At 62.2% G+C, this 20744-nt stretch carries 18 protein-coding genes and 1 pseudogene; 11 read left to right on the top strand and 8 right to left on the bottom strand.

Going from position 1 to position 20744, the window contains the following annotated elements; all coding sequences use genetic code 11:
• Positions 1-48: 48 nt before the first annotated feature.
• From C9990_RS05650 to edd, 4 genes are all read right to left on the bottom strand, one after another.
• Positions 49-1476, bottom strand: a complete 1428-nt coding sequence (locus tag C9990_RS05650; protein ID WP_205571682.1) for an ATP-binding protein — start codon at positions 1474-1476, stop codon at positions 49-51.
• Between the two features lie 31 nt (positions 1477-1507).
• Positions 1508-2242: a response regulator gene (locus C9990_RS05645; protein WP_024077192.1), complete on the bottom strand. Its 735-nt coding sequence runs from the start codon at positions 2240-2242 to the stop codon at positions 1508-1510.
• A 153-nt stretch (positions 2243-2395) separates the two neighbouring features.
• Entirely contained in the window at positions 2396-3352 is a 957-nt protein-coding gene (locus tag C9990_RS05640) for a glucokinase (protein WP_065908761.1), read from the bottom strand.
• Positions 3349-5175: a phosphogluconate dehydratase gene (gene edd, locus C9990_RS05635; RefSeq protein ID WP_065908759.1), complete on the bottom strand. Its 1827-nt coding sequence runs from the start codon at positions 5173-5175 to the stop codon at positions 3349-3351. The genes C9990_RS05640 and edd overlap by 4 nt, the downstream gene beginning before the upstream one ends.
• Positions 5176-5396: 221 nt before the next feature.
• On the opposite strand from edd, the gene gap reads away from it, so the two are divergent.
• From gap to C9990_RS32990, 8 genes and pseudogenes are all read left to right on the top strand, one after another.
• Positions 5397-6398 (top strand): type I glyceraldehyde-3-phosphate dehydrogenase, encoded by a 1002-nt coding sequence (gene gap, locus C9990_RS05630; protein ID WP_106802722.1) that lies wholly within the window; start codon positions 5397-5399, stop codon positions 6396-6398.
• Positions 6399-6645: 247 nt separating this feature from the next.
• Positions 6646-7164: an RNA polymerase sigma factor gene (locus C9990_RS05620; RefSeq protein ID WP_065908756.1), complete on the top strand. Its 519-nt coding sequence runs from the start codon at positions 6646-6648 to the stop codon at positions 7162-7164.
• Between the two features lie 74 nt (positions 7165-7238).
• Positions 7239-8207 (top strand): FecR domain-containing protein, encoded by a 969-nt coding sequence (locus tag C9990_RS05615; protein ID WP_065908754.1) that lies wholly within the window; start codon positions 7239-7241, stop codon positions 8205-8207.
• 117 nt (positions 8208-8324) lie between these two features.
• Complete coding sequence (locus C9990_RS05610) at positions 8325-10889, top strand: TonB-dependent receptor (RefSeq protein ID WP_106802720.1); 2565 nt, start codon at positions 8325-8327, stop codon at positions 10887-10889.
• Between the two features lie 135 nt (positions 10890-11024).
• Positions 11025-11633, top strand: coding sequence for a biliverdin-producing heme oxygenase (locus C9990_RS05605; RefSeq protein WP_106802719.1), 609 nt, complete (start codon positions 11025-11027; stop codon positions 11631-11633).
• Between the two features lie 115 nt (positions 11634-11748).
• A complete protein-coding gene (locus C9990_RS05600) occupies positions 11749-12150 on the top strand; it encodes a YbaN family protein (RefSeq protein WP_106802718.1) in 402 nt (133 codons plus the stop codon).
• An 85-nt stretch (positions 12151-12235) separates the two neighbouring features.
• Positions 12236-13570: pseudogene (locus C9990_RS32995) on the top strand (HAMP domain-containing protein); the annotation flags it as partial.
• Between the two features lie 102 nt (positions 13571-13672).
• Complete coding sequence (locus C9990_RS32990; RefSeq protein WP_371920689.1) at positions 13673-14428, top strand: methyl-accepting chemotaxis protein; 756 nt, start codon at positions 13673-13675, stop codon at positions 14426-14428.
• A gap of 136 nt (positions 14429-14564) precedes the next feature.
• On the opposite strand, the gene C9990_RS05590 is transcribed toward C9990_RS32990, so the two are convergent.
• Positions 14565-15128, bottom strand: a complete 564-nt coding sequence (locus C9990_RS05590) for an NAD(P)H nitroreductase (protein ID WP_106802717.1) — start codon at positions 15126-15128, stop codon at positions 14565-14567.
• Between the two features lie 139 nt (positions 15129-15267).
• On the opposite strand from C9990_RS05590, the gene C9990_RS05585 reads away from it, so the two are divergent.
• From C9990_RS05585 to C9990_RS05575, 3 genes are read left to right on the top strand one after another with little or no spacing between them, the layout of a single operon-like run.
• Positions 15268-16707, top strand: a complete 1440-nt coding sequence (locus C9990_RS05585) for a di-heme oxidoredictase family protein (protein ID WP_065908743.1) — start codon at positions 15268-15270, stop codon at positions 16705-16707.
• Between the two features lie 31 nt (positions 16708-16738).
• Entirely contained in the window at positions 16739-17803 is a 1065-nt protein-coding gene (locus tag C9990_RS05580; RefSeq protein ID WP_065908742.1) for an imelysin family protein, read from the top strand.
• Positions 17804-17805: 2 nt separating this feature from the next.
• A complete protein-coding gene (locus tag C9990_RS05575; RefSeq protein WP_106802716.1) occupies positions 17806-18903 on the top strand; it encodes a DUF1513 domain-containing protein in 1098 nt (365 codons plus the stop codon).
• A 54-nt stretch (positions 18904-18957) separates the two neighbouring features.
• Here the strand turns inward: C9990_RS05575 and C9990_RS05570 are convergent, their stop codons facing one another.
• From C9990_RS05570 to C9990_RS05560, 3 genes are read right to left on the bottom strand one after another with little or no spacing between them, the layout of a single operon-like run.
• Positions 18958-19185 (bottom strand): hypothetical protein, encoded by a 228-nt coding sequence (locus C9990_RS05570; RefSeq protein WP_065908738.1) that lies wholly within the window; start codon positions 19183-19185, stop codon positions 18958-18960.
• The gene (locus tag C9990_RS05565) at positions 19182-19901 is read right to left on the bottom strand and encodes a lipopolysaccharide kinase InaA family protein (protein ID WP_106802715.1); all 720 of its coding nucleotides are present in this window, start codon (positions 19899-19901) and stop codon (positions 19182-19184) included. The genes C9990_RS05570 and C9990_RS05565 overlap by 4 nt, the downstream gene beginning before the upstream one ends.
• A 4-nt stretch (positions 19902-19905) precedes the next feature.
• Positions 19906-20586 carry a class I SAM-dependent methyltransferase gene (locus tag C9990_RS05560; protein ID WP_065908735.1) on the bottom strand — a complete coding sequence of 227 codons (681 nt, stop codon included), beginning with the start codon at positions 20584-20586 and terminating at the stop codon, positions 19906-19908.
• Between the last annotated feature and the right edge of the window lie 158 nt (positions 20587-20744).

Below are 20744 nucleotides of genomic sequence, written 5' to 3'. Positions count from 1 at the left end.
CAAGGCCGCCAGGATTCGACAAACCGGATTCCTACAAAGGAATCGTGTTCAATCCAGGGTTCGCGGCAGCTGCAAGGTCACCCGCAACCCGCCTTCGCGCAAATTCTGCAGACTCACTTCACCACCATGGCTATGCGCAATGTTGCGCGCAATGCCCAACCCCAGGCCGTAACCCTGCTGCTGCCCAGCGAGCCTGAAGTGCGGTTCGAAGACTTGCTCCAGGCGCTGTTCCGGCACGCCGGGGCCTTCATCGTCGACGTGCAGGATGAACTCCGCGCCGTCGTCCTCGATATGCAAATGGGCGTTCTGCCCATACTTCAACGCGTTGTCGATCAGGTTGCCGATGCAGCGCTTGAGCGCCAGCGGCTTGCCCGGATAAGTCGTCAGCGCGCGCCCATGCTGGGTGACCCGGCCGTTGCCGTTGGGCGCCAGGTAAGGTTCCACCAGGCAGTCGAGCACGTGGTTCAGGTCCACCGGCTCGATGTTTTCGTGGATATCCGTGTCTTTCACACATTGCAGCGCGCCCTTCACCAGCAACTCCAGCTCATCCAGGTCGCGGCCGAATTTGGTTTGCAGGTTCTCGTCTTCCAGCAGTTCCACACGCAGGCGCAAGCGGGTAATGGGGGTGCGCAAGTCGTGGGAAATCGCACTGAACAGCTGGCTGCGTTCGGTCAGGTATCGGCTGATGCGCTCACGCATTGCATTGAACGCGCGCCCCACTTCCACCACTTCACTGCCGCCGCCTTCGGCCACCGGCTCCACGTCCGCGCCCAGCGACATATCCCGCGCGGCCCGCGCCAGGCGCTTGAGCGGCCGGCTCTGCCAGTGCACCAGCAGGCCGATGAACAGCAGCAGAAAACCGCTGGTCAGCACGATAAACCACACCTGCTGCGAGGGCAGGCCTTGCTCTTCGAGGCTGGTGTAGGGTTCGGGCAACAAGGAGGCGATGTACAACCACTCGCCGGGGGCCAGTTGAATCTGTGTGACCAGCACCGGCGGGTTTACCGGCTCCAGCGTCAACGCGTAATGCGCCCAGGAGCGCGGCAGTTCATCGAGCTTCAGGCCGGCATTGAAAATGCGCAGGTCTTCGGCGCTGACAAACTCCACCGAGATATGCACGTCGGCGCCCAAAGTCTGGCGCAGCACCTCATCCACCGCTTGCAGTACCGCCTGCTTGCGCGGGGTCTGCGGCAGTATCGCCATGTCCAGCGGACGGTCATTGAGGGTCACTACGAAACGCGTGCCGCCCATGCTGCGCAATTGGTCGAGGACCAACGGCCGGTAGGCCACCGGCAATGAACGGAAATAACTCACGCTGGCGGTCATCGAATGCGCCAGGCTGCGGGCGCTGGTGACCAGGCCTTCGAGCTGGGTGGCACGCAATTGCGAGACCCAGATCACGCTGGACAGCGCTTGGGCGAACAGCACCGCCAGCAACGTCAGCAGCAACATGCGCCCCAGCAGCGAGCGCGGCACCGGGAAGCGGCGGCGGCGCTCGATCAGGTGTTCAGTGGGCATTGCCGGCAACCACGCTGGCTGCCAGTTGATAACCGCTGCCGCGCACGGTGCGGATCAGCCTCGGAGGTTTTTCGGTGTCGCGCAGGCGTTGGCGCAGGCGACTCACGGCCATGTCGACAATCCGGTCCAGCGGCATCAGGTCACGGCCACGGGTGGCATTGCCGATGGTGTCGCGGTCGAGGATCTGTTGGGGATGGTCGAGAAACAACTTGAGCAGGGCGAAGTCGGCACCGGACAGGATCACCTCTTCACCGTCAACGTGGAACAGCCGGTGGCTGATCATGTCCAGGCGCCATTCATCGAACACCAGCACGTCGCCATTGCCGCTGCGCTCCTGGCCGAATTGGCAGCGCCGCAACAGCGCCTTGATCCGCGCCTGCAGCTCGCGGGGGCTGAAGGGTTTGCCGATGTAGTCGTCGGCGCCCAGCTCCAGGCCGATCACGCGGTCGGCTTCGTCGGAACTGGCGGTGAGCATGATGATCGGCACCTGCGCCTGGCGCGGGTGCTGGCGGATCCAGCGGCAAAGGCTGAAACCGTCTTCGTCCGGCAACATCACATCGAGGATGACCAGGTCGCAGGGCGCCTCGTTCATCGCCTGGCGGAACCCGGCGCCATCCGGCACGCCACGCACCTGGAAACCGGCGCGACTGAGGTAGGTTTGCAGCAATTCGCGGATTTCCTGGTCGTCATCGACGAGGAGAATCGATTTACTGATTACGCTCACGGGGTCCTCCTTGTTGTTATGGCCAAGCTTATGTCATTTGTTGCCCTTGAGGCCCCCTTCGCGAGCAAGCCCGCTGCCACATTTGCCGGCATTCCAACGTCGGAACTCGGTCAAATGTGGGGGCGGGCTCGCTCGCGAAGGGGCCATCAGCGCCTACGCAAAAGCCTGTTCCAATGCGACTCCAGCCCCAGTCAACCCGGAATACGGCGCGGTCACCAACCACACAGGGATGCCTTTGAAGTAGTCACTCATGCAGCCCTTGTCGCTGAAACTCTTGGCAAAACCACTGTTGATGAAGAAGTCGGCAAACCGTGGAATCACCCCACCCACGATATACACACCACCGCGTCCACCGGTGGTCAGCACGTTGTTACCGGCGACGCGGCCCAGCCAGATACTGAACTGGTTCAACACTTCCATCGCCACTGGATCGCCCGCCAGGCCCGCCGCCGTAATGGCTTCTGGGGTATCCAGCACCGGGGTATGCCCGTCGACCGCACAGATGGCGCGGTAGACACGCGGCAAACCGCCCCCGCTCAAGGCCGTTTCGGCGCTGACGTGGCCGATCTCAGTGTAGATGTGCTGCCACAGCTGGGTTTCACGCGGGCTGCTCAGGGGCAGGTCAACGTGTCCACCCTCCCCCGGCAATGCCGCGTAACGACCGGCACCGAGGTCCAGCAACGTGCCGACGCCCAGGCCGGTGCCCGGCCCGATCACCACCGCCGGGCGCAACGGTTCCGGCGTGCCTTCGCAGACCACGCGGAATTCGTCGGGCTTGAGGCGGGTCATGCCCAGGGCCATGGCGGTGAAGTCATTCACCAGCAGCAGCTCATCCACCTGCAACGCCTGGCAAAACGCAGTCTTGCTCAGGCGCCAGTGGTTGTTGGTGAATTTGAATTCATCGCCACTCACCGGCCCTGCAACCGACAGGCAGACGGCACCGATGTCACCGATTTCCAGGCCTTCTTCCTTGAGGTAGGCCTTGATCGCGTCCTCGGGACTCTGGTGATCCGCCGTGGCATGCACGCGGATCGAATGCAGAGCCTGATCCCGCCACAACGCAAAACGGGCGTTGGTACCCCCGATGTCACCGACCAGCGCAAGCTTCACTTAAGCGTCTCCAAGGCAGAGGTAAAGGCGCTGGCGCCCTGCTCTGCGGAGCTTGCGGCCAAACGCATAAATGCAAACAGCTCGCGACCGGCCCCCACGTTGTTGCCCAACAGGCCCGTGGCAGGCGCGCGCGCTGCAAATTCTTCGGCGTCCACCTTAAGCTCCAAGGTGCCCTTCACGCCATCCACGCGAATGATATCGCCATCGCGCACGCGTGCCAGTGGCCCGCCGCTCTGGGCTTCGGGGTTCACGTGGATCGCGGCGGGGATCTTACCCGACGCGCCGGACATGCGCCCGTCTGTCACCAATGCGACCTTGAAGCCACGGTCCTGCAAGACGCCGAGGAACGGCGTCATCTTGTGCAATTCCGGCATGCCGTTGGAGCGTGGGCCCTGGAAGCGCATCACCGCGACAAAGTCTTTTTCCAGCTGGCCAGCCTTGAATGCATCGGCCAGGTCCTGCTGGTCCTGGAACACCACCGCCGGTGCTTCGACGATCTGGTGCTCAAGGGCCACGGCCGAGACTTTCATCACGCCACGGCCGAGGTTGCCTTCCATCACGCGCAAGCCGCCTTCCGGGGAGAACGCACGGGCCACGGGGCGCAGGATGGTTTCGTCGAGGCTTTCGATGGGGCCTTCGCGCCAGATCAGCTCGCCGTCGACCAGGAACGGTTCCTGGGTGTAGCGGCTCAGGCCCTTGCCGGCCACGGTGTTGACGTCTTCGTGGAGCAAGCCGGCTTCGAGCAGTTCGCGGATCAGGAACGACATCCCGCCCGCCGCCTGGAAGTGGTTGATGTCGGCCTTGCCGTTCGGATACACGTGGGACAGGGTCGGCACCACCTCGGAGAGGTCGGCCATGTCCTGCCAGGTGAGGATGATGCCCGCCGACATGGCGATGGCCGGCATGTGCAGGGTGTGGTTGGTCGATCCGCCGGTGGCGTTCAGTGCGACGATGGAGTTGACGATGGATTTTTCGTCGACGATCTCGCCGATTGGCGTGAAGTTGCCGTTGGCCTTGGTCAGGCGCGTGACCTGGTGCGCGGCTTCGCGGGTCAGCGCGTCACGCAGCGGCGTGTACGGGTTGACGAACGAGGCGCCCGGCAGGTGCAGGCCCATGACTTCCATCAGCAACTGGTTGGTGTTGGCGGTGCCGTAGAAGGTGCAGGTGCCGGGGCTGTGGTAGGACTTCATCTCCGATTCCAGCAGCTCCTCGCGGGTGGCCTTGCCTTCGGCGTAGCGCTGGCGCACATCGGCCTTCTGCTTGTTGGAGATGCCCGACGGCATCGGGCCGCCCGGCACGAAGACCATCGGCAGGTGGCCGTAGCGCAGCGCGCCCATCATCAGGCCCGGGACGATCTTGTCGCAGATGCCCAGCATCAGCGCGGCATCGAACATGTTGTGGGACAGCGCTACCGCCGTGGACATGGCGATGACTTCGCGGCTGAGCAGGCTCAGCTCCATGCCGGGTTCGCCCTGGGTCACGCCGTCGCACATGGCCGGGGTGCCGCCGGCGAACTGGCCGACCGAGCCGACTTCGCGCAGGGCTTTCTTGATTTGCTCGGGGAAATGTTCGTACGGCTGGTGCGCCGAGAGCATGTCGTTATATGACGAAACAATTGCCACGTTGGCGGCATTCATCATTCGCAGACTATTTTTATCTTCAGTGCCGCATCCGGCCACGCCGTGGGCAAAGTTGGCGCATTGCAGCTTACCGCGCATCGGGCCGTCGCTGGCAGCGCCGCGAATGAGTGCAAGGTAAGCCTCGCGGGTTGCACGACTGCGGGCGATAAGCCGTTCGGTGACCTCAATAACGCGGGGATGCATGTATAGAACTCCAGGCTAACGGATGTGGCGACCCTCGTTCCTATGCTGGTCAAACGCCCGCCGCGAAAAGGTTGGCAGGGTGTTACTTGACCACTCGGACCAGTTGATTCAGGTCACTCGTTGTAGATTGAACAAAATATTGCCACTAAAAAGGCTTGTTTTCTATTTTTATGCGAATAATCTTGTAATTCTTACAACAAATCGACGACAGGCACTTTCCAATGACTCTTCGTATCGCAATCAATGGTTTTGGCCGTATCGGCCGTAATGTCCTGCGCGCACTGTATACCCAAGGCTACCGCCAGGATTTGCAGATCGTCGCCATCAACGATCTCGGCGACAGTTCGATCAATGCCCACCTGCTCAAATACGACACCGTACATGGCACTTTCGACGCAGAGGTCGCCCACGATCAGGAAAGCCTGACCGTCAATGGCGACCGGATTGCCGTCAGTGCCATTCGCAACCCCGCCGACCTGCCGTGGGCTGCACACAAGATCGACGTAGTGTTCGAATGCACCGGCCTGTTCACCGACCGTGACAAGGCTGCTGCCCATATTACCGCCGGCGCGCGCAAGGTGATCATCTCGGCCCCCGCCAAGGGCGCAGACGCCACCGTGGTCTACGGGGTAAACCATGACATTTTGCGTCAATCCCACCAGATCATCTCCAATGCCTCCTGCACCACCAACTGCCTGGCGCCGGTCGCCCAGGTGCTGCACCGCGAGCTGGGCATCGAAAGTGGCCTGATGACCACTATCCACGCCTACACCAACGACCAGAACCTGACCGACGTCTACCACACCGACCCGTACCGCGCGCGTTCGGCCACCCAGAACATGATCCCGAGCAAGACCGGCGCCGCCGAAGCGGTGGGCCTGGTACTGCCGGAACTGGCGGGCAAGCTGACCGGCATGGCCGTGCGGGTGCCGGTGATCAACGTGTCGTTGGTCGATCTCACCGTGACGCTGAAAAAAGACGCCACCGCCGACGAGGTCAACGCACTGCTCAAGGAAGCCAGCCAGCACTCGAAAATCCTCGGCTACAACACCCTGCCGCTGGTTTCGAGCGACTTCAACCATAACCCGCTGTCGTCGATTTTCGACGCCAACCACACCAAGGTCAGTGGCAAGTTGCTGAAAGTGCTGGCCTGGTATGACAACGAGTGGGGCTTCTCCAACCGTATGCTGGATAACTGCCTGGCGCTCTGCAACGCCGAATAACCCCTTTGGCAGCTCGCCAGTATGGAAGCTCGCCTGTGTGATAGCTGGCTGAGGTGGGAGCTGGCTTGTGTGGGAGCTGGCTTGCCTGCGATAGCATCACCTCGGTGCAACTGGAAAACCGAGGTGCCTGCATCGCGGGCAAACCCGGCTCCCACACGCAGGGCTCCTGGCAACACACCCAAGTGCCACTTGCCATTTGCGTTGATGATAAGCATTATCATTAACTGCAAATCGATCTGGTAGCACTGTGAGCCAATCTCGCTTCAACCACGTCTTCCTCACCCAACGGGTGATTCTGCTTCGCACGTTGCAGCGGATGGTGAATAACCACAGCACCGCCGAGGACCTCTTGCAGGAAACCTACCTGCGCGTGACCCGAGCCCTCAGCGAGCGGCCGATCGATCATCTTGAACCCTTCGTCTACCAGACCGCGCGCAACCTCGCACTCGACCACTTGCGCGCGCGTCGGATCCAGGCGCGCACGCTGCAGGAAGATGTCCCGCTGGACGTCCTGCAAAGCGTCGCCGCCCCCATCAGCACGCCCGAAGACGCGACCCAGGCCGAGCAACTGCTGGAGCACCTGAGTGTCAGCCTCGGTCAATTGAGCGCCCGCCAACAGCAGATTTTCATCCTCAGCCGCCTGCACGGCTGCAGCTACCAGGAGATTGCCGACCAATTGGAAGTGTCCTTGAGCACCGTACAAAAGGAACTGAAATTGATCATGGCCATCTGCGTAGGTGTGGCCCAAAGGCTGGATCGGCCTTAAGCTTCACCCGACAGAAATGTCACCCAAGGCTGTAGGACATTTGAATAGAACGTGGCGAAGACCCGAGGAACACCGTGACGGACCCGAATAAACTGCGCCCCCATGAGCTGGCTCATGAGGTGTTGCAAGACATGGCTATGGACCAAGCCCTCGACTGGCTGATCGCCCTGCAGTGCCCGCAGCCCGGGCAACAAGCCGAATTTGAAGCGTGGCTGGCACAGGACCCTGCGCATGTTCACGCGTTTGGCAAAGCCCAGGCTGCCTGGGGCGCCGCGCCCGTGCACAGCGCCGCCGTCGCCCTCGCCGCGCCGCGCAAGCCCAGTGCCTGGCGTCGTATCCGGCCGCACTGGAAACCACTGGCCACCGCCGCCGTGCTGCTGATCGGCCTGTTCAGCTTCAGCAACCTGCCGGTGCGCCTGCAGGCCGACCACCTCACCGTGGTCGGTGAACGCCAGCGCCTGCAACTGGACGACGGCTCGAAAGTGTTGCTCAACACCAACTCGGCGTTTTCCAGCAGCATCAAGGATCATCAGCGCATCGCCCGCCTCTACCAGGGCGAAGCGTTCTTCGAAATCGTGCCCAACCATGGCCTGCCGCTGGAAATCGACGCCGGCCCCGTGCGCGCCAGCGTGCGTGATACCGCTTTCGCGGTGCGCTACCTCAACGGCGAAGCCCAGGTACAGGTGCAGCGCGGCGACGTGGACCTGAGCAACACCTTCGACGATGCCCGCGTGCGCTTGAGCGCTGGCGAAAGCATCCGCATCGGGCCCAAGGGCTTCGGTCCACCGGCCAAGCTGGATGCCAACAAGGACCTGGCCTGGGTGCAGGGCCGGCTGATTTTCGAAAACTGCCCGATGAGCGAAGTGCTCGCCGAGTTGCGTCGCTATTACCCCGGCTGGATCGTCAACACCAACGACAAGCTCGCCAGCGTTGCCGTCACCGGCAACTACCGCCTCGACCAGCCCCTGGACGTGGTGCGCTCCCTGGCCCACATCACCTCGGCCAAACTGTCGGAATACCCGGCGCTGGTGATCCTCAACTAAATGAGAATTATTTTTACTCGATAGCCTTCGGCGGTACGTCTCGTCTTAGCCAATGCAACTGATTCCTATTTGATTCGGTTCGCAACTATAAGATTCGTACCTTCCGGAGCGCTCTCGATGTCCTCTCGTTTCAACCGCCGGCCCTCTTCGCCCGTCCTGTCCCTGCTGACTGCGGCCATCCTGCTGGCCGGCACGCCGGTCATGGCGGCCACCGCCGCTGAACCGGTGCAGCGCAGCCACGGCAATTACACCTTCAGCATCGAGCAACAGCCGCTGGTCTCGGCGCTCAACGCCTTCACCGCGGTGACCGGCTGGCAAGTCGGCCTGCCGGCGGAACTCGGCCAGGGTGTGTCGTCCCCGGGCGTGCGCGGCCCGTTGTCAGCGGAGAAAGCCCTGGACCGGCTGTTGGTGGGGACCAACCTGAGCTACCGCAAACTAAGCAGCAACAACATCGTGCTGGAAAAGCGCGCGGCGGGCGGCGCCCTCAACCTGCAACAGGTCACCATCAGCGCCACCCGGAATGAGCAGAACATCAGCAGCGTGCCGAGCACCGTGACCGTGCAGGAACGCGAAGAGCTGGACCGCCAGAACGTGAATACCATTCGTGAACTGGTGCGTTACGAACCCAACGTCTCGGTGGGCGGTGCCGGTGGCCGCTCGAGCAATTCGGGCTACAACATTCGCGGCATCGACGGCGACCGCATCCTCACCCAGGTCGACGGCGTGGAAGTGCCGGACAACTTCTTCAACGGCCCCTACGCCAAGACCCGCCGCAACTACGTCGACCCCGAAATCGTCAAGCGCGTGGAGATCCTGCGCGGCCCGGCCTCGGCCCTGTACGGCAGCAGCGCGATTGGTGGCGCGGTGAGCTACTTCACCCTCGACCCCGATGACATCATCAAGCCCGGCCAGGACGTCGGCGCCCGCCTGAAGACCGGCTACAGCTCCGCCGACGACAGCTGGCTGACTTCCGGCACCGTCGCCGGCCGCGTGCAGGACGTCGACGGTTTGCTGCACCTGAGCCAGCGCAATGGCCACGAGATGGAGTCCTACGACGGCAACAATGCCACCGGCCTGGCCCGCACCGGCGCCAACCCGGAAGATGCGCGCACGACCAACGTGCTGGCCAAGCTGGGCTGGAACTATGGTGATGACAATCGCCTTGGCCTGACGTACGAGAAGTACAAGGACGATCGCGACGTCAACCTCATGAATGCCGTGGGCGGTCCGTTCACCGGCGGACGCGGCTTCAATTTCTACCGGGCTCGTTCGGGCAACGACACCATCACCCGCGAGCGTTTTGGCATCGAAAACCGCTTCGCTCTGGACTCACCGATAGCCGATCAGATCAAGACCAGCCTCAACTACCAGATCGCCAAGACGGACCAGTCCACCGCCGAGATCTACCAGCCGTCCCGCCGAGTCCTGCGCACCCGCGAGACCCTGTACGAAGAAAAGCAATGGGTCTTCGATGCCCAGCTGGACAAGGCTTTCAGCATCGGCGAAACCGATCACCAAGTGACCTATGGCACCACCCTCAAGCAGCAGAAGGTCACCGGCTCCCGCGAAGGCGCCGCGACCTGCCTGGCTGTCGGCGGCGGTTGCACGGCCATCGGCGCACCCAGCCCGATCGCCAGCGACAGCGTGAAGAAGGCCAGTGATTTCCCGGACCCGACCATCAACACGTATTCGCTGTTCGCACAGGACCAGATCACCTGGGACAAGTGGACCTTCCTGCCCGCCGTGCGCTACGACTACACCCAACTCAAGCCCAAGTTGACTGATGAGTTCCTCAACACCGTCGACCCGACGCGGATCTACGCCCACAGTGACAAGGAAAAAACCTGGCACCGCGTCACGCCGAAATTCGGCCTGACCTATGCGCTGACCGACCAGTACACCTGGTTCGGCCAATACGCTGAAGGCTTCCGCACCCCGTCGGCCAAAGCCTTGTACGGGCGTTTTGAAAACCTGCAGCAGGGCTACACCGTCGAGCCCAACCCGAATCTCAAGCCAGAAAGCAGCAAGGGCGTGGAAACCGGGATTCGCGGCAACTTCGATTCCGGTTCGTTTGATATCGCAGTGTTCTACAACAAATACCGCGACTTCATCGACGAGGACGCCTCCGTCGCCGGCGGCACCGCACAGCAATTCGAAGCCAACAATATCAAGCACGCGACCATCAAGGGGATCGAAGCCAAAGGGCGTCTGAACCTGGACGCCTTCGGCGCACCGCAAGGCCTGTACACCCAGGGCTCGGTTGGCTACACCTATGGCCGCAACGACGACAATGGCGAGCCGCTCAACAGCGTCAACCCGCTCAAGGGCGTCTTCGGCCTGGGCTATGAGCAAGCGCAATACGGGGCGCTGGTCAGCTGGACCCTGGTGAAGAAGCAGGATCGCGTCGACAGCACCACCTTCCATGCGCCCGACGGCAGCACTGGCGCGCCCTTCAAGACGCCCGGCTTTGGCATCGTCGACCTGACCGGCTTCTACAAGGTCACCAACGACGTGACCATCAACGGCGGCCTGTACAACCTGACCGACAAGAAATACTGGAACTGGGATGACGTGCGCAGCTACGACGGCGTCGGCGAAGCCGGTGTGACCGCGCCCGCCAACCTTGACCGCCTGACCCAGCCCGGTCGCAACTTTGCGATCAACGTGATCTGGGACATCTGATAACGCCCACCCTCACCTCGTCGATTTTCAGCGCCGGGGTGAGGATTTTTTACTGTGCCGCGTCTTCTTGTTCGTCTAGTTGATAACAGCTCTCTTTCAGAGCACCAAGGCGCTCCTCTTCTCAAGGACTTTTTCATGACCGCTTCCTCTACCGCAGAACGCCCGAGCCTGCGCTCCCAGCGCCTGAACCAGATCACCAACGAGCCACACACCAAGCTGGACGCACTGGTCAAGGCGCACGCGCCGTTTGAAACCCAAGCCAACTTCGCCCGCTTCGTGGTCGCGCAGTACCTGTTCCAGTCGGAACTGGTGAGCCTCTACAACGATGCCGAACTGATCAAGATCGTGCCGGACCTGGCCGAGCGCTGCCGCGCCGAAGCCGCCAAGCTGGATCTGGGCGACCTGGACACCGACGTGCCGGCGCCGGTCGCCGGTGCAGTGAAGAACCCGAGCAAGGCCGAAGCCCTGGGCTGGCTGTTCGTGTCCGAAGGCTCCAAGCTGGGCGCTGCGTTCCTGATCAAGCGCGCCGTGGGCCTGGGACTGAGCGAAACCTTCGGTGCACGCCACCTGGGTGAGCCGGCCGGCGGTCGTGCCGAAGGCTGGAAAAGCTTTACTCATACCCTGGACGGCCTGGAATTCAGCGCCGAAGAGGAAGCCGCAGTGGAAAAAGGTGCGATCGACGCGTTTGTGCGCTTCACCGTGTTGCTGGAACAGGCGTACGCTAGCGCCCCTGAACTGGCCTGACTCGAACCCCCTCGGTAGGAACAGGCTTGCCGGCGATAGCAACTTCACGGACGCCATCGCCAGCAAGCCAGTTCCTACAGAGTAAGCAACCCTTTCCTTCTGCAAATTGCTTCCCATGAACGGCAAAACCCAATCCACCTCGAAAATCGCACAGATCCTTTTCGGCCTGCTGGCCTACGTCAGCCTGGGCATCGGATTGGTGGCGATTGTCATACCGGGCTTGCCGACCACCGAGTTCATCCTGCTCGCCGCGTGGGCCGCAACCAAAAGCTCGCCGCGCCTGAGCGCCTGGCTGGAAAACCACCGCCTGTTCGGCCCGATCCTGTTCAACTGGCGCAACGGCAAGATCATCGCGCGCCGGGCCAAGGTCAGCGCCACGGTGAGCATGCTGCTGTGCGCCATCCTGATGCTGGTGATGCTCGATCATGGCTGGCCGATCTACCTGGCCATTGCCGGCATGAGCCTGGGTAACCTGTGGATCTGGTCACGCCCTGAACGGCTTGCGGAGCCCGCGTAACACTGGCTGTAGCCGTTTTCCTACCGCTCATCGCCTGCTTCTCATGAAATGATTTGTTACGCCGATGTTCCAGACATAGCGCTGAATGGACTTGGCCTGCACTGCGTGCCTTCCAACAAGTCCATTCGCGAGTGAGCCTATGTTCAACACCCTCTCCATCCGCCTGAAAATCGTGCTGTTGTCCGGCCTTTGCCTGTTGGGGGTGATTGCGCTGGTCGTCAGCATCAACCTCTACAACACCGCTCAGAATGATCAGTTGGTCAGCGATTCCAGCTCGCACATGCTCACCGCCAGTGTCGAACAACTGTTGCAGGCCAAGGCCGCCGAGCAAGCCGTGCAATTGCAGAAAACCTTCGGCGACAGCCTGGTCGCCGTGGTCGCCCTCGGCGACCAGGTCAAAGACCTGCGCACTCTGGCAGCCAAGCGCGACCTCGCGCCCGGCGCCTTGCGCGAAGAACTCAACCAGAGCCTGAAAACCGCCTTCGAACGCAATGACAAGGTGCTGGGTATCTGGCTGTCGTTCGAACCCAATGGGCTGGATGGCAAGGACAGCGAATTCGTCGACGACAAGGCACGCGCCTCCAACGAAAAAGGCCGTTTCTCCAGTTACTGGAGCCGCGCCGGTGGCGAAGGCTTGAACACCATCATGGTCGAGGACGACCTGACCAAGACCACCCTCAACCTCAGCGGCACGCCCTACAACATCTGGTACACCTGCCCACGCGATACCCGCCGTATTTGCCTGCTCGACCCGTACGAAGATACGGTGGCCGGCAAACCGGTGCTGATGACCACCCTTTCCCTGCCACTGCTGGTGGACGGCAAAGTCATCGGCGTGGTCGGCATCGACATCGCCCTCACCGCCCTGCAAGCGGCCACCGATGCGGCACAGAAAGACTTGTTCAACAGTGCCGCGCACCTGGAAATTCTCGCCAGCAGCGGCTTGATCGCGGCCTACAGCGGTGAACCGGCCAAAGTCGGGAAAAACCTGATCGATACCCTCGGTGCCGAGGGCAAGGAAATCGTGCAACTGCTGGCCAGTGACACCCGCATGATCCGCGCGCAGGACGACACGATTCGCGCGGTCTATCCGGTGAAGCCGATTGCCGATGCCAAGTCCTGGGGCGTCGTGATCAAGCTGCCCAAGGACGTGATGCTGGCCGACACCGTGAAGCTGCAGGCGCTGCTCGACAAGGCCCAGGCCTCGGGCACCCTGAAGGCGCTGCTGGTAGGCGCCGCCGCCGGCTTGCTGGGCCTGCTGCTGATCTGGCTGACGGCCACCGGTGTGACCCGGCCGATCAACGGCGTGGCCGCGATGCTCAAGGACATCGCCAGTGGTGACGGCGACCTCACCCAGCGCCTGGCCTACGCCAAGCACGATGAACTGGGCGAATTGGTGAACTGGTTCAACCGCTTCCTCGACAAGTTGCAACCGACCATTGCGCAGATCAAGCAAAGCATCACCGAGGCGCGTGGTACCGCCGACCAGTCCTCGGCCATCGCGCGCCAGACCAGCGAAGGCATGCAGGTGCAATTCCGCGAAATCGACCAGGTCGCCACGGCCTCCAACGAGATGAGCGCCACCGCCCATGACGTTGCCAACAGTGCATCGAATGCCGCCAGCGCGGCACGCGGTGCCGATCAGTCGGCGCGTGAAGGCATGTCGATCATCGAGCAGAGCACCCGCGACATCACCACCCTCGCCGAGGAAGTCAGCAAGGCCGTGGGTGAAGTCGAAGCCCTGGCCGTCAACAGCGAGCAGATCGGTTCAGTGCTGGAAGTGATCCGCAGCATCGCCGAACAGACCAACCTGCTGGCCCTCAATGCGGCAATCGAAGCGGCCCGGGCCGGCGAAAGCGGGCGCGGCTTTGCAGTCGTCGCCGACGAAGTGCGCAACCTGGCCAAGCGTACCCAGGACTCCGTGGAGGAAATCCGCCTGGTGATCGAACGGATCCAGAGCGGCACCCGCGGCGTGGTGGCGACCATGCACTCCAGCCAGCACCAGGCCCAGAGCAACGCCGGGCAGATTCATCAGGCAGTGCAAGCCCTGGGCAAGATCAGCGATGCCGTGACGGTGATCAGCGACATGAACCTGCAGATCGCCAGCGCCGCCGAGCAACAGAGCGCCGTGGCCGAAGAGGTCAATCGCAACGTCTCGGCGATTCGCGGCGTGACCGAAACCCTCACCGGCCAGGCCACCGAGTCGGCGGCCATCAGCAGCCAACTCAATGCATTGGCCAGCCAGCAGATGAAGCTGATGGATCAGTTCAAGGTCTGACTCGGTGGCAAAACCACTGAGAGCCATGTGGGTGCCGGGCTTGTCCGCGAGGCGCGCAACCCGGTGTCCCTGACAGAACCGAGTCGATGCTATCGCAGGCAAGCCAGCTCCCCACAGAGCGCAGGTCGGCGGTGGTTCAGAGACCGGTCCAGGCGCTGACAAACTGTGTCAGGTCTTCTTTAGCGGCCGTACGCGGCGGGTTCTGCGGCGTGCCCAGGTAGAGGAAACCAATCACTTCCTCCTCCGCCGTCAGCCCCAGGCCTTTGGCCACGTGGGCCGAGTAGGACAATTCGCCAGTGCGCCATACCGCGCCAATCCCCTGTGCGTACGCCGCCAGCAAGATGCCGTGGGCCGCGCAGGCGGCAGCGAGCAGCTGTTCGGACTTGGGCACCTTGAAGTGTTCCTGCAGGCGGGCAATCACCACCACCACCAGCGGCGCGCGCAACGGGCCGTTCTGGGCCTTGTCGATGACCGCTGGCGCAGCGTCGGGGTCTTGCAGGCGCGCCGCTTCGGCCAGCAGGGTGCCCATCTGCTCACGGGCGGCACCCTCTACGGTGAGGAACCGCCAAGGGCGCAGTTGACCATGGTCGGGCGCGCGCATGGCCGCGGCGAACAGCACATCACGCTGCTCCTGGGTCGGTGCCGGTTCCAGCAAACGCGGCACGGAAACACGGTTGAGCAAAGCGTCGAGAGCCTGCATTGGCCACCTCCAGAAAAAAATGTGCGGTCATTCTAGCGGGAATGAATCGGATTCGAGCAAACGATAATTGCTCTTATTCATTGCGCCCTGCCCTGTTAGACTTTGCGCCCATATTTTCAGCCTTCGTTCAGGAAACCTGATGTTCGGTTCGCTTTTTCGCCTGTCCGCAGCAGTGATGGCTTTAAGCCTGACCGCCTGTGATGACGCCCCACGTTTCACCCAGGCAGAGCCTGGTGAAGCGCGTGCCGGCGGCGCGACGACGGTGAACAAGCGCGACCAGAACGCGTTCTCCCTGCCATCGGCCAACCTGTCGCCCACGCGCCGCCTGGACTTCAGCGTCGGCAACAGCTTCTTTCGCAGCCCGTGGGTCATCGCGCCGTCCACCACCACCGCACGCGATGGCCTGGGCCCGCTGTTCAATACCAACGCCTGCCAGAACTGCCATATCAAGGACGGTCGTGGCCACCCGCCGCTGCCCGATGCGGCCAATGCGGTGTCGATGCTGGTGCGCCTGTCGATCCCCCTGTCTATCCAGGAGCAGCCGTCCTACGCCAAGCTCATCGAGCAGGTCGGCGTGGTGCCTGAGCCGGTGTATGGCGGGCAGCTGCAGGACATGGCCGTGCCGGGTGTCGCACCGGAAGGCAAGGTGCGCGTCGACTACACGCCGGTCAAGGTGACCTTCAAGGACGGCAGCGTGGTCGAGTTGCGCAAACCCGACCTGCAGATCACCCAGCTCGGCTATGGCCCGATGCATCCGGACACACTTTTCTCCGCGCGCATCGCCCCGCCGATGATTGGCCTGGGCCTGCTCGAAGCCATCACCGACGCCGATATCCTGCGCAACACCGACCCGAAGACCGCCGACAAAGAAGCCATCGTCGGCCGCGCCAATTGGGTCTGGGACGACGCCGAGCAAAAAACCGTACTCGGGCGCTTTGGCTGGAAAGCCGGGCAACCCAACCTCAATCAACAAAATGTTCACGCGTTTTCTGGTGATATGGGCCTCACCACGTCTTTGAGACCCTTTGATGACTGCACCGATGCGCAAGTCGCCTGCAAACAGGCGCCCAACGGCAATGGCGCCGATGGCGAGCAGGAAGTCAGCGACAACATCCTGCGCCTGGTGCTGTTCTACACGCGCAACCTTGCCGTGCCGGCACGCCGCGACGTCAACGCGCCGCAGGTGCTGGCCGGGAAAAACCTGTTCTACCAGGCCGGCTGCCAGGGGTGTCACAAGCCATCATTCACCACGCCAGCCACGGCGGCCGAACCTGAGTTGGCCAACCAGGTGATCCGTCCCTACAGCGACCTGCTGTTGCACGACATGGGCGAAGGCCTGGCCGACAACCGTACCGAATTCAAGGCCGGTGGCCGCGACTGGCGCACCGCGCCGTTGTGGGGCATCGGCCTGACGCAGACCGTCAGTGGCCACACCCAGTTCTTGCATGACGGCCGCGCCCGCAACCTGCTCGAGGCCGTGCTGTGGCACGGCGGTGAAGCGCAAGCGGCGCAGCAGCATGTGTTGTCCTTCAATGCCGAGCAGCGCGCTGCGTTGCTGGCGTTCCTGAATTCTTTATAAGCTTCGCCCCAATTACAGAAGGGAGCTCGACATGTTTCGTCCCAAGTTGTTGTTCACCAGCCTGGCCGCCCTCGCCCTCGGCGCCTGCTCGCCCCAGGACCCACAAGCCGTGACCTCGGCGGCGATCGCCAAGCAAGTGATCCTGCCGACCTACAGCCGCTGGGTTGAAGCCGACCGCCAACTGGCTGTCAGCGCCCTGGCCTACTGCCAGGGCAAGGAAAGCCTGGAGACCGCCCGCGCCGACTTCCTCCATGCGCAAAAAGCCTGGGCCGAATTGCAACCGCTGCTGATCGGCCCACTGGCCGAAGGCAACCGCGCCTGGCAGATCCAGTTCTGGCCGGACAAGAAGAACCTGGTGGGTCGCCAGGTCGAGCAACTGGTCATCGCCCAACCGCAGATCGACGCCGCCGCCCTGGCCAAGTCCAGTGTCGTGGTGCAAGGCCTGTCGGCTTACGAATACATCCTCTATGACGCCAAGACCGACGTCGCCGACGAAGCCCAGAAAGCCCGCTACTGCCCGCTGCTGGTGGCCATTGGCGAACGCCAGAAAGCCCTCGCCGAAGAGATCCTGGCCAGCTGGAACAGCACCGACGGCATGCTCGCGCAGATGACCAAGTTTCCGAACCAGCGCTACGCCGATTCCCACGAAGCGATTGCCGATCTGCTGCGCGTCCAGGTGACCGCCCTGGACACCCTGAAGAAAAAACTCGGCACGCCGATGGGCCGCCAGACCAAGGGCATCCCGCAGCCGTTCCAGGCCGATGCATGGCGCAGCCAGTCGTCCCTGCAAAGCCTCGAAGCCAGCCTCGCCGCCGCCCAGACCGTGTGGGTTGGCGTCGACAACAAGGGCCTGCGTGGCCTGCTGCCGTCCGAACAGAAGCCGTTGGCCGACAAGATCGACGCCGCCTATGCGGCCTCGCTGAAACTGTTCGCCAGCAACCAGCGCAGCCTCAACGAACTGTTGAACGATGACGCCGGGCGCCAGCAGCTCAACGATATCTACGACAGCCTCAACGTCGTCCACCGCCTGCACGAAGGCGAACTGGCCAAGGCGCTGGGCATCCAACTGGGCTTTAACGCCAACGACGGTGACTGATGATGCTCAGGCGACAGGCTTTGGCGATTGGCAGCGTGCTGCTCAGTGCTCTCACGCTGGGTGGCTGGACGCTGTTCAAGCAGAAAGACAAGGGCCCGCTGCTGCTGTCGGCGCGCGATGATGCGGACGGCAACCACTATGCCGTGGGCTATCGGCTGGATGGCAAGCCGGTATTTGCCACCCAGGTCGGCCAGCGCTGCCACGACATCATCAACCACCCGACACTGCCGATTGCACTGTTTGTCGCCCGTCGCCCGGGCACCGAGAGCTACCTGATCGACCTGCGTGATGGCACGCTGCTGCAGACCATCACCTCGCATGCCAATCGCCACTTCTATGGCCACGCGGTGATTCACAAGAGCGGCGACTGGCTGTATGCCACCGAGAACGACACCTCCGACCCGGGCCGTGGCCTGCTCGGGGTGTACGCGTTCGAAGGTGAGCGGCTGGTGCACAGCGGCGAAATCTCGACGCACGGTATCGGCCCGCATCAGGTGTCGTGGATGCCCGACGGCGAGACCCTGGTGGTGGCCAACGGCGGCATTCGTACCGAAGCCGAAAGCCGTGTGGAGATGAACCTCAATGCGATGGAGCCAAGCCTGGTGCTGATGCACCGCGATGGCAGCCTGATCAGCAAGGAAACCCTCGGCCAACAGATGAACAGCGTGCGCCATATGGGGATCGCCAGCGATGGCACGATCCTCACCGGCCAGCAGTTCATGGGCGCGTCCCAGGAGCGTTCCGAGCTGCTGGCGATCAAGCGTCCGGGGCAGCCGTTCGTGGCGTTCCCAGTGGCCGATGAGCAGTTGCAGGCGATGGGGCATTACACCGCCAGTGTCGCGGTGCACAGCGAATTGCGCCTGGTGGCGTTGACCGCACCACGGGGCAACCGCTTCTTCATCTGGGACATGGACAGCGCCGAGCTGCGCCTGGATGGGCCGTTGCCCGACTGCGCCGGGGTCGGCGCGGTGACGGACGGGTTTGTCGTCACCTCAGGCCAGGGCCGTTGCCGTTTCTACGATTGCCGGCAGAAACAGCTGGTTGCCAAACCGCTGGAATTGCCGGCGGGGCTTTGGGATAACCATCTGCACCTGATTTGAAGCAAAAAAAAGGGCCTCGCATCGCAAGGCCCTGTTTCGGGGGTTTGAATCGTTTCAACTTTGCGGCCTCATCCCTTGAGACATCCCAAACATGAACAACAGCAACTCATGATCAGGCTTGACCGCCACACTCGCCTTGGCGACGCGCGGCAACAGGCATTGCCCGCCACCTTGCACCGCGCTGAGTACTTGTGTGCGAGGCTGTTCCCACGCTGCCAGGGCCAAGGCTGCAACGCCCATCGCCCCAACCAGGAACAGACCTCGTGCTATTTCTAGCTTCATCTGGTTAAACCCTTGATAGCGCTGCCAAACGCCGTCTCATAAAAGTAGCTGAGTTTTTCCCAGTCTGTACTGTTCCACGACGAATGGCGGCGCAGTTGCAGCATGTCATGGGAAGCCGCGCGATAAGCGGTCAGGCGCTGGCGGCATTTCTCGAAATCCAGCAGTGCCACTTCAACATTGGCCGAGTCGCCTTCACCCGTCACGCGTACGAAAATGTGCTTGATGTACAGGCAACCATGCTGCCAGCGCCCTTTGTGCATACGCGCCAGGGTGCCAGCCAATTCCTTCAGCAGGCGCTCGTGGACCAACTCGCCATACTGTTCGCGACCACCGGCGGCGTACCAGTTTTCAATCTCGTCGAAGCCCTCCAGGGCGGCCGTGACCAGCAATGCCTTCCAACGGTGCTCGGGGTCGCGACGTGCTTCGCAAAAGACCATTTCCGGCACGCGTACATCCAACAGGCGCAGGCCCTTGAGTGCATCCCGCTCGCGAAGCACGGTGGGGCGTCCGAAGGGGTGCAGCCAGCTGCGGTAGATGTGTCCGGTCTGGCGCTTGCTGTAGAGCAAACGGCCATTGGCACTCGTTACTCGCTGCACACCACTTTCACCACCACGCCGACGATTGGGTTCCTCGACCCACTCGCCCTGCTGGCGCCAGAAATAATCGAAGCGTTCTTCGGGCGCTACATGACTGCCTGCTACGCACTCAACTGCCATCCTGTTACCTCTTGCGCAATACATACACTCGCCACATGGCGTAGAGCGGTATGAAGTCCAGGGATTCCTGAACACGAAAACCGGCCTGCTCAAACTCTGCTTCAACAGTAGCAGCCGGTAACACAAATCTGTTTTGGTAACCTTCCTGCTCACCTTTTTCGCGACGCTGTCCTTCGAGACGCTTGCGTTTCCACGCTTTGAAATTGCCATCGACCCACAGCGAAATAATCACGCTGTCGCGGGTAACGCGTTGAAACTCCCGCAGTATCGCCAGCCGATGCGCCGGATCACCAATGTGGTGCAGCAGGCGCATACAGAAAATGCTGTCGACCGAGTTGTCCGGCAAATCAATATCAAAAGCAGAGGTCTGCAAGGGCCGTACCCGTTTCACCACATCCGCCGGCTGGGCGACCGTCGCCACCTTCAACATCGAGGCCGAATTGTCGGCACCGATGATCACGCGGTTGGGTTTTTCAGCCAGCAGCGGCCAGAAACGTCCGGCACCGCACGGCAGGTCCAGCACCAGGCCAGGCTCACCGGCCATCGCCAGCGCGCCACGGGCCAATTGCTCGTCGCGTTTGTGGGACAACCGGCGAGCCAAATTGTCCTGATGCTTGAGCAAATATTCGTGGGCGTGCTGATCGTCGTACTTTTCGGAAAATTCGAGCTTGATCGGGGTAGACATCAACGGATCTCCAGTTGCTGATGCCTACAACCTTATGCAGCGAGCTGTGATCAACAGGTCAACCCGTTGTGAAAAACTTGTCCTGTCCAATCTCATACATTTCAAGACTTTACAGACACATGCAATAGCATGGGGCCACCTTCGCCGAAGTACGGGGT

The organism is Pseudomonas sp. S5D5, from assembly GCF_003013355.1.
Classification (GTDB): Bacteria; Pseudomonadota; Gammaproteobacteria; order Pseudomonadales; family Pseudomonadaceae; genus Aquipseudomonas; species Aquipseudomonas aylmerensis.
This window is presented reverse-complemented; position numbering and strand designations above follow the sequence as displayed.

Coding starts and splice junctions, on each gene's coding strand:
- edd (WP_065908759.1), bottom strand. CDS start 5,175: ATGCATCCCCGCGTTATTGAGGTCACCGAACGGCTTATCGCCCGCAGT.
- gap (WP_106802722.1), top strand. CDS start 5,397: ATGACTCTTCGTATCGCAATCAATGGTTTTGGCCGTATCGGCCGTAAT.
- C9990_RS05610 (WP_106802720.1), top strand. CDS start 8,325: ATGTCCTCTCGTTTCAACCGCCGGCCCTCTTCGCCCGTCCTGTCCCTG.
- C9990_RS05605 (WP_106802719.1), top strand. CDS start 11,025: ATGACCGCTTCCTCTACCGCAGAACGCCCGAGCCTGCGCTCCCAGCGC.
- C9990_RS05600 (WP_106802718.1), top strand. CDS start 11,749: ATGAACGGCAAAACCCAATCCACCTCGAAAATCGCACAGATCCTTTTC.
- C9990_RS32990 (WP_371920689.1), top strand. CDS start 13,673: ATGCAGGTGCAATTCCGCGAAATCGACCAGGTCGCCACGGCCTCCAAC.
- C9990_RS05590 (WP_106802717.1), bottom strand. CDS start 15,128: ATGCAGGCTCTCGACGCTTTGCTCAACCGTGTTTCCGTGCCGCGTTTG.
- C9990_RS05585 (WP_065908743.1), top strand. CDS start 15,268: ATGTTCGGTTCGCTTTTTCGCCTGTCCGCAGCAGTGATGGCTTTAAGC.
- C9990_RS05580 (WP_065908742.1), top strand. CDS start 16,739: ATGTTTCGTCCCAAGTTGTTGTTCACCAGCCTGGCCGCCCTCGCCCTC.
- C9990_RS05575 (WP_106802716.1), top strand. CDS start 17,806: ATGCTCAGGCGACAGGCTTTGGCGATTGGCAGCGTGCTGCTCAGTGCT.
- C9990_RS05570 (WP_065908738.1), bottom strand. CDS start 19,185: ATGAAGCTAGAAATAGCACGAGGTCTGTTCCTGGTTGGGGCGATGGGC.
- C9990_RS05565 (WP_106802715.1), bottom strand. CDS start 19,901: ATGGCAGTTGAGTGCGTAGCAGGCAGTCATGTAGCGCCCGAAGAACGC.
- C9990_RS05560 (WP_065908735.1), bottom strand. CDS start 20,586: ATGTCTACCCCGATCAAGCTCGAATTTTCCGAAAAGTACGACGATCAG.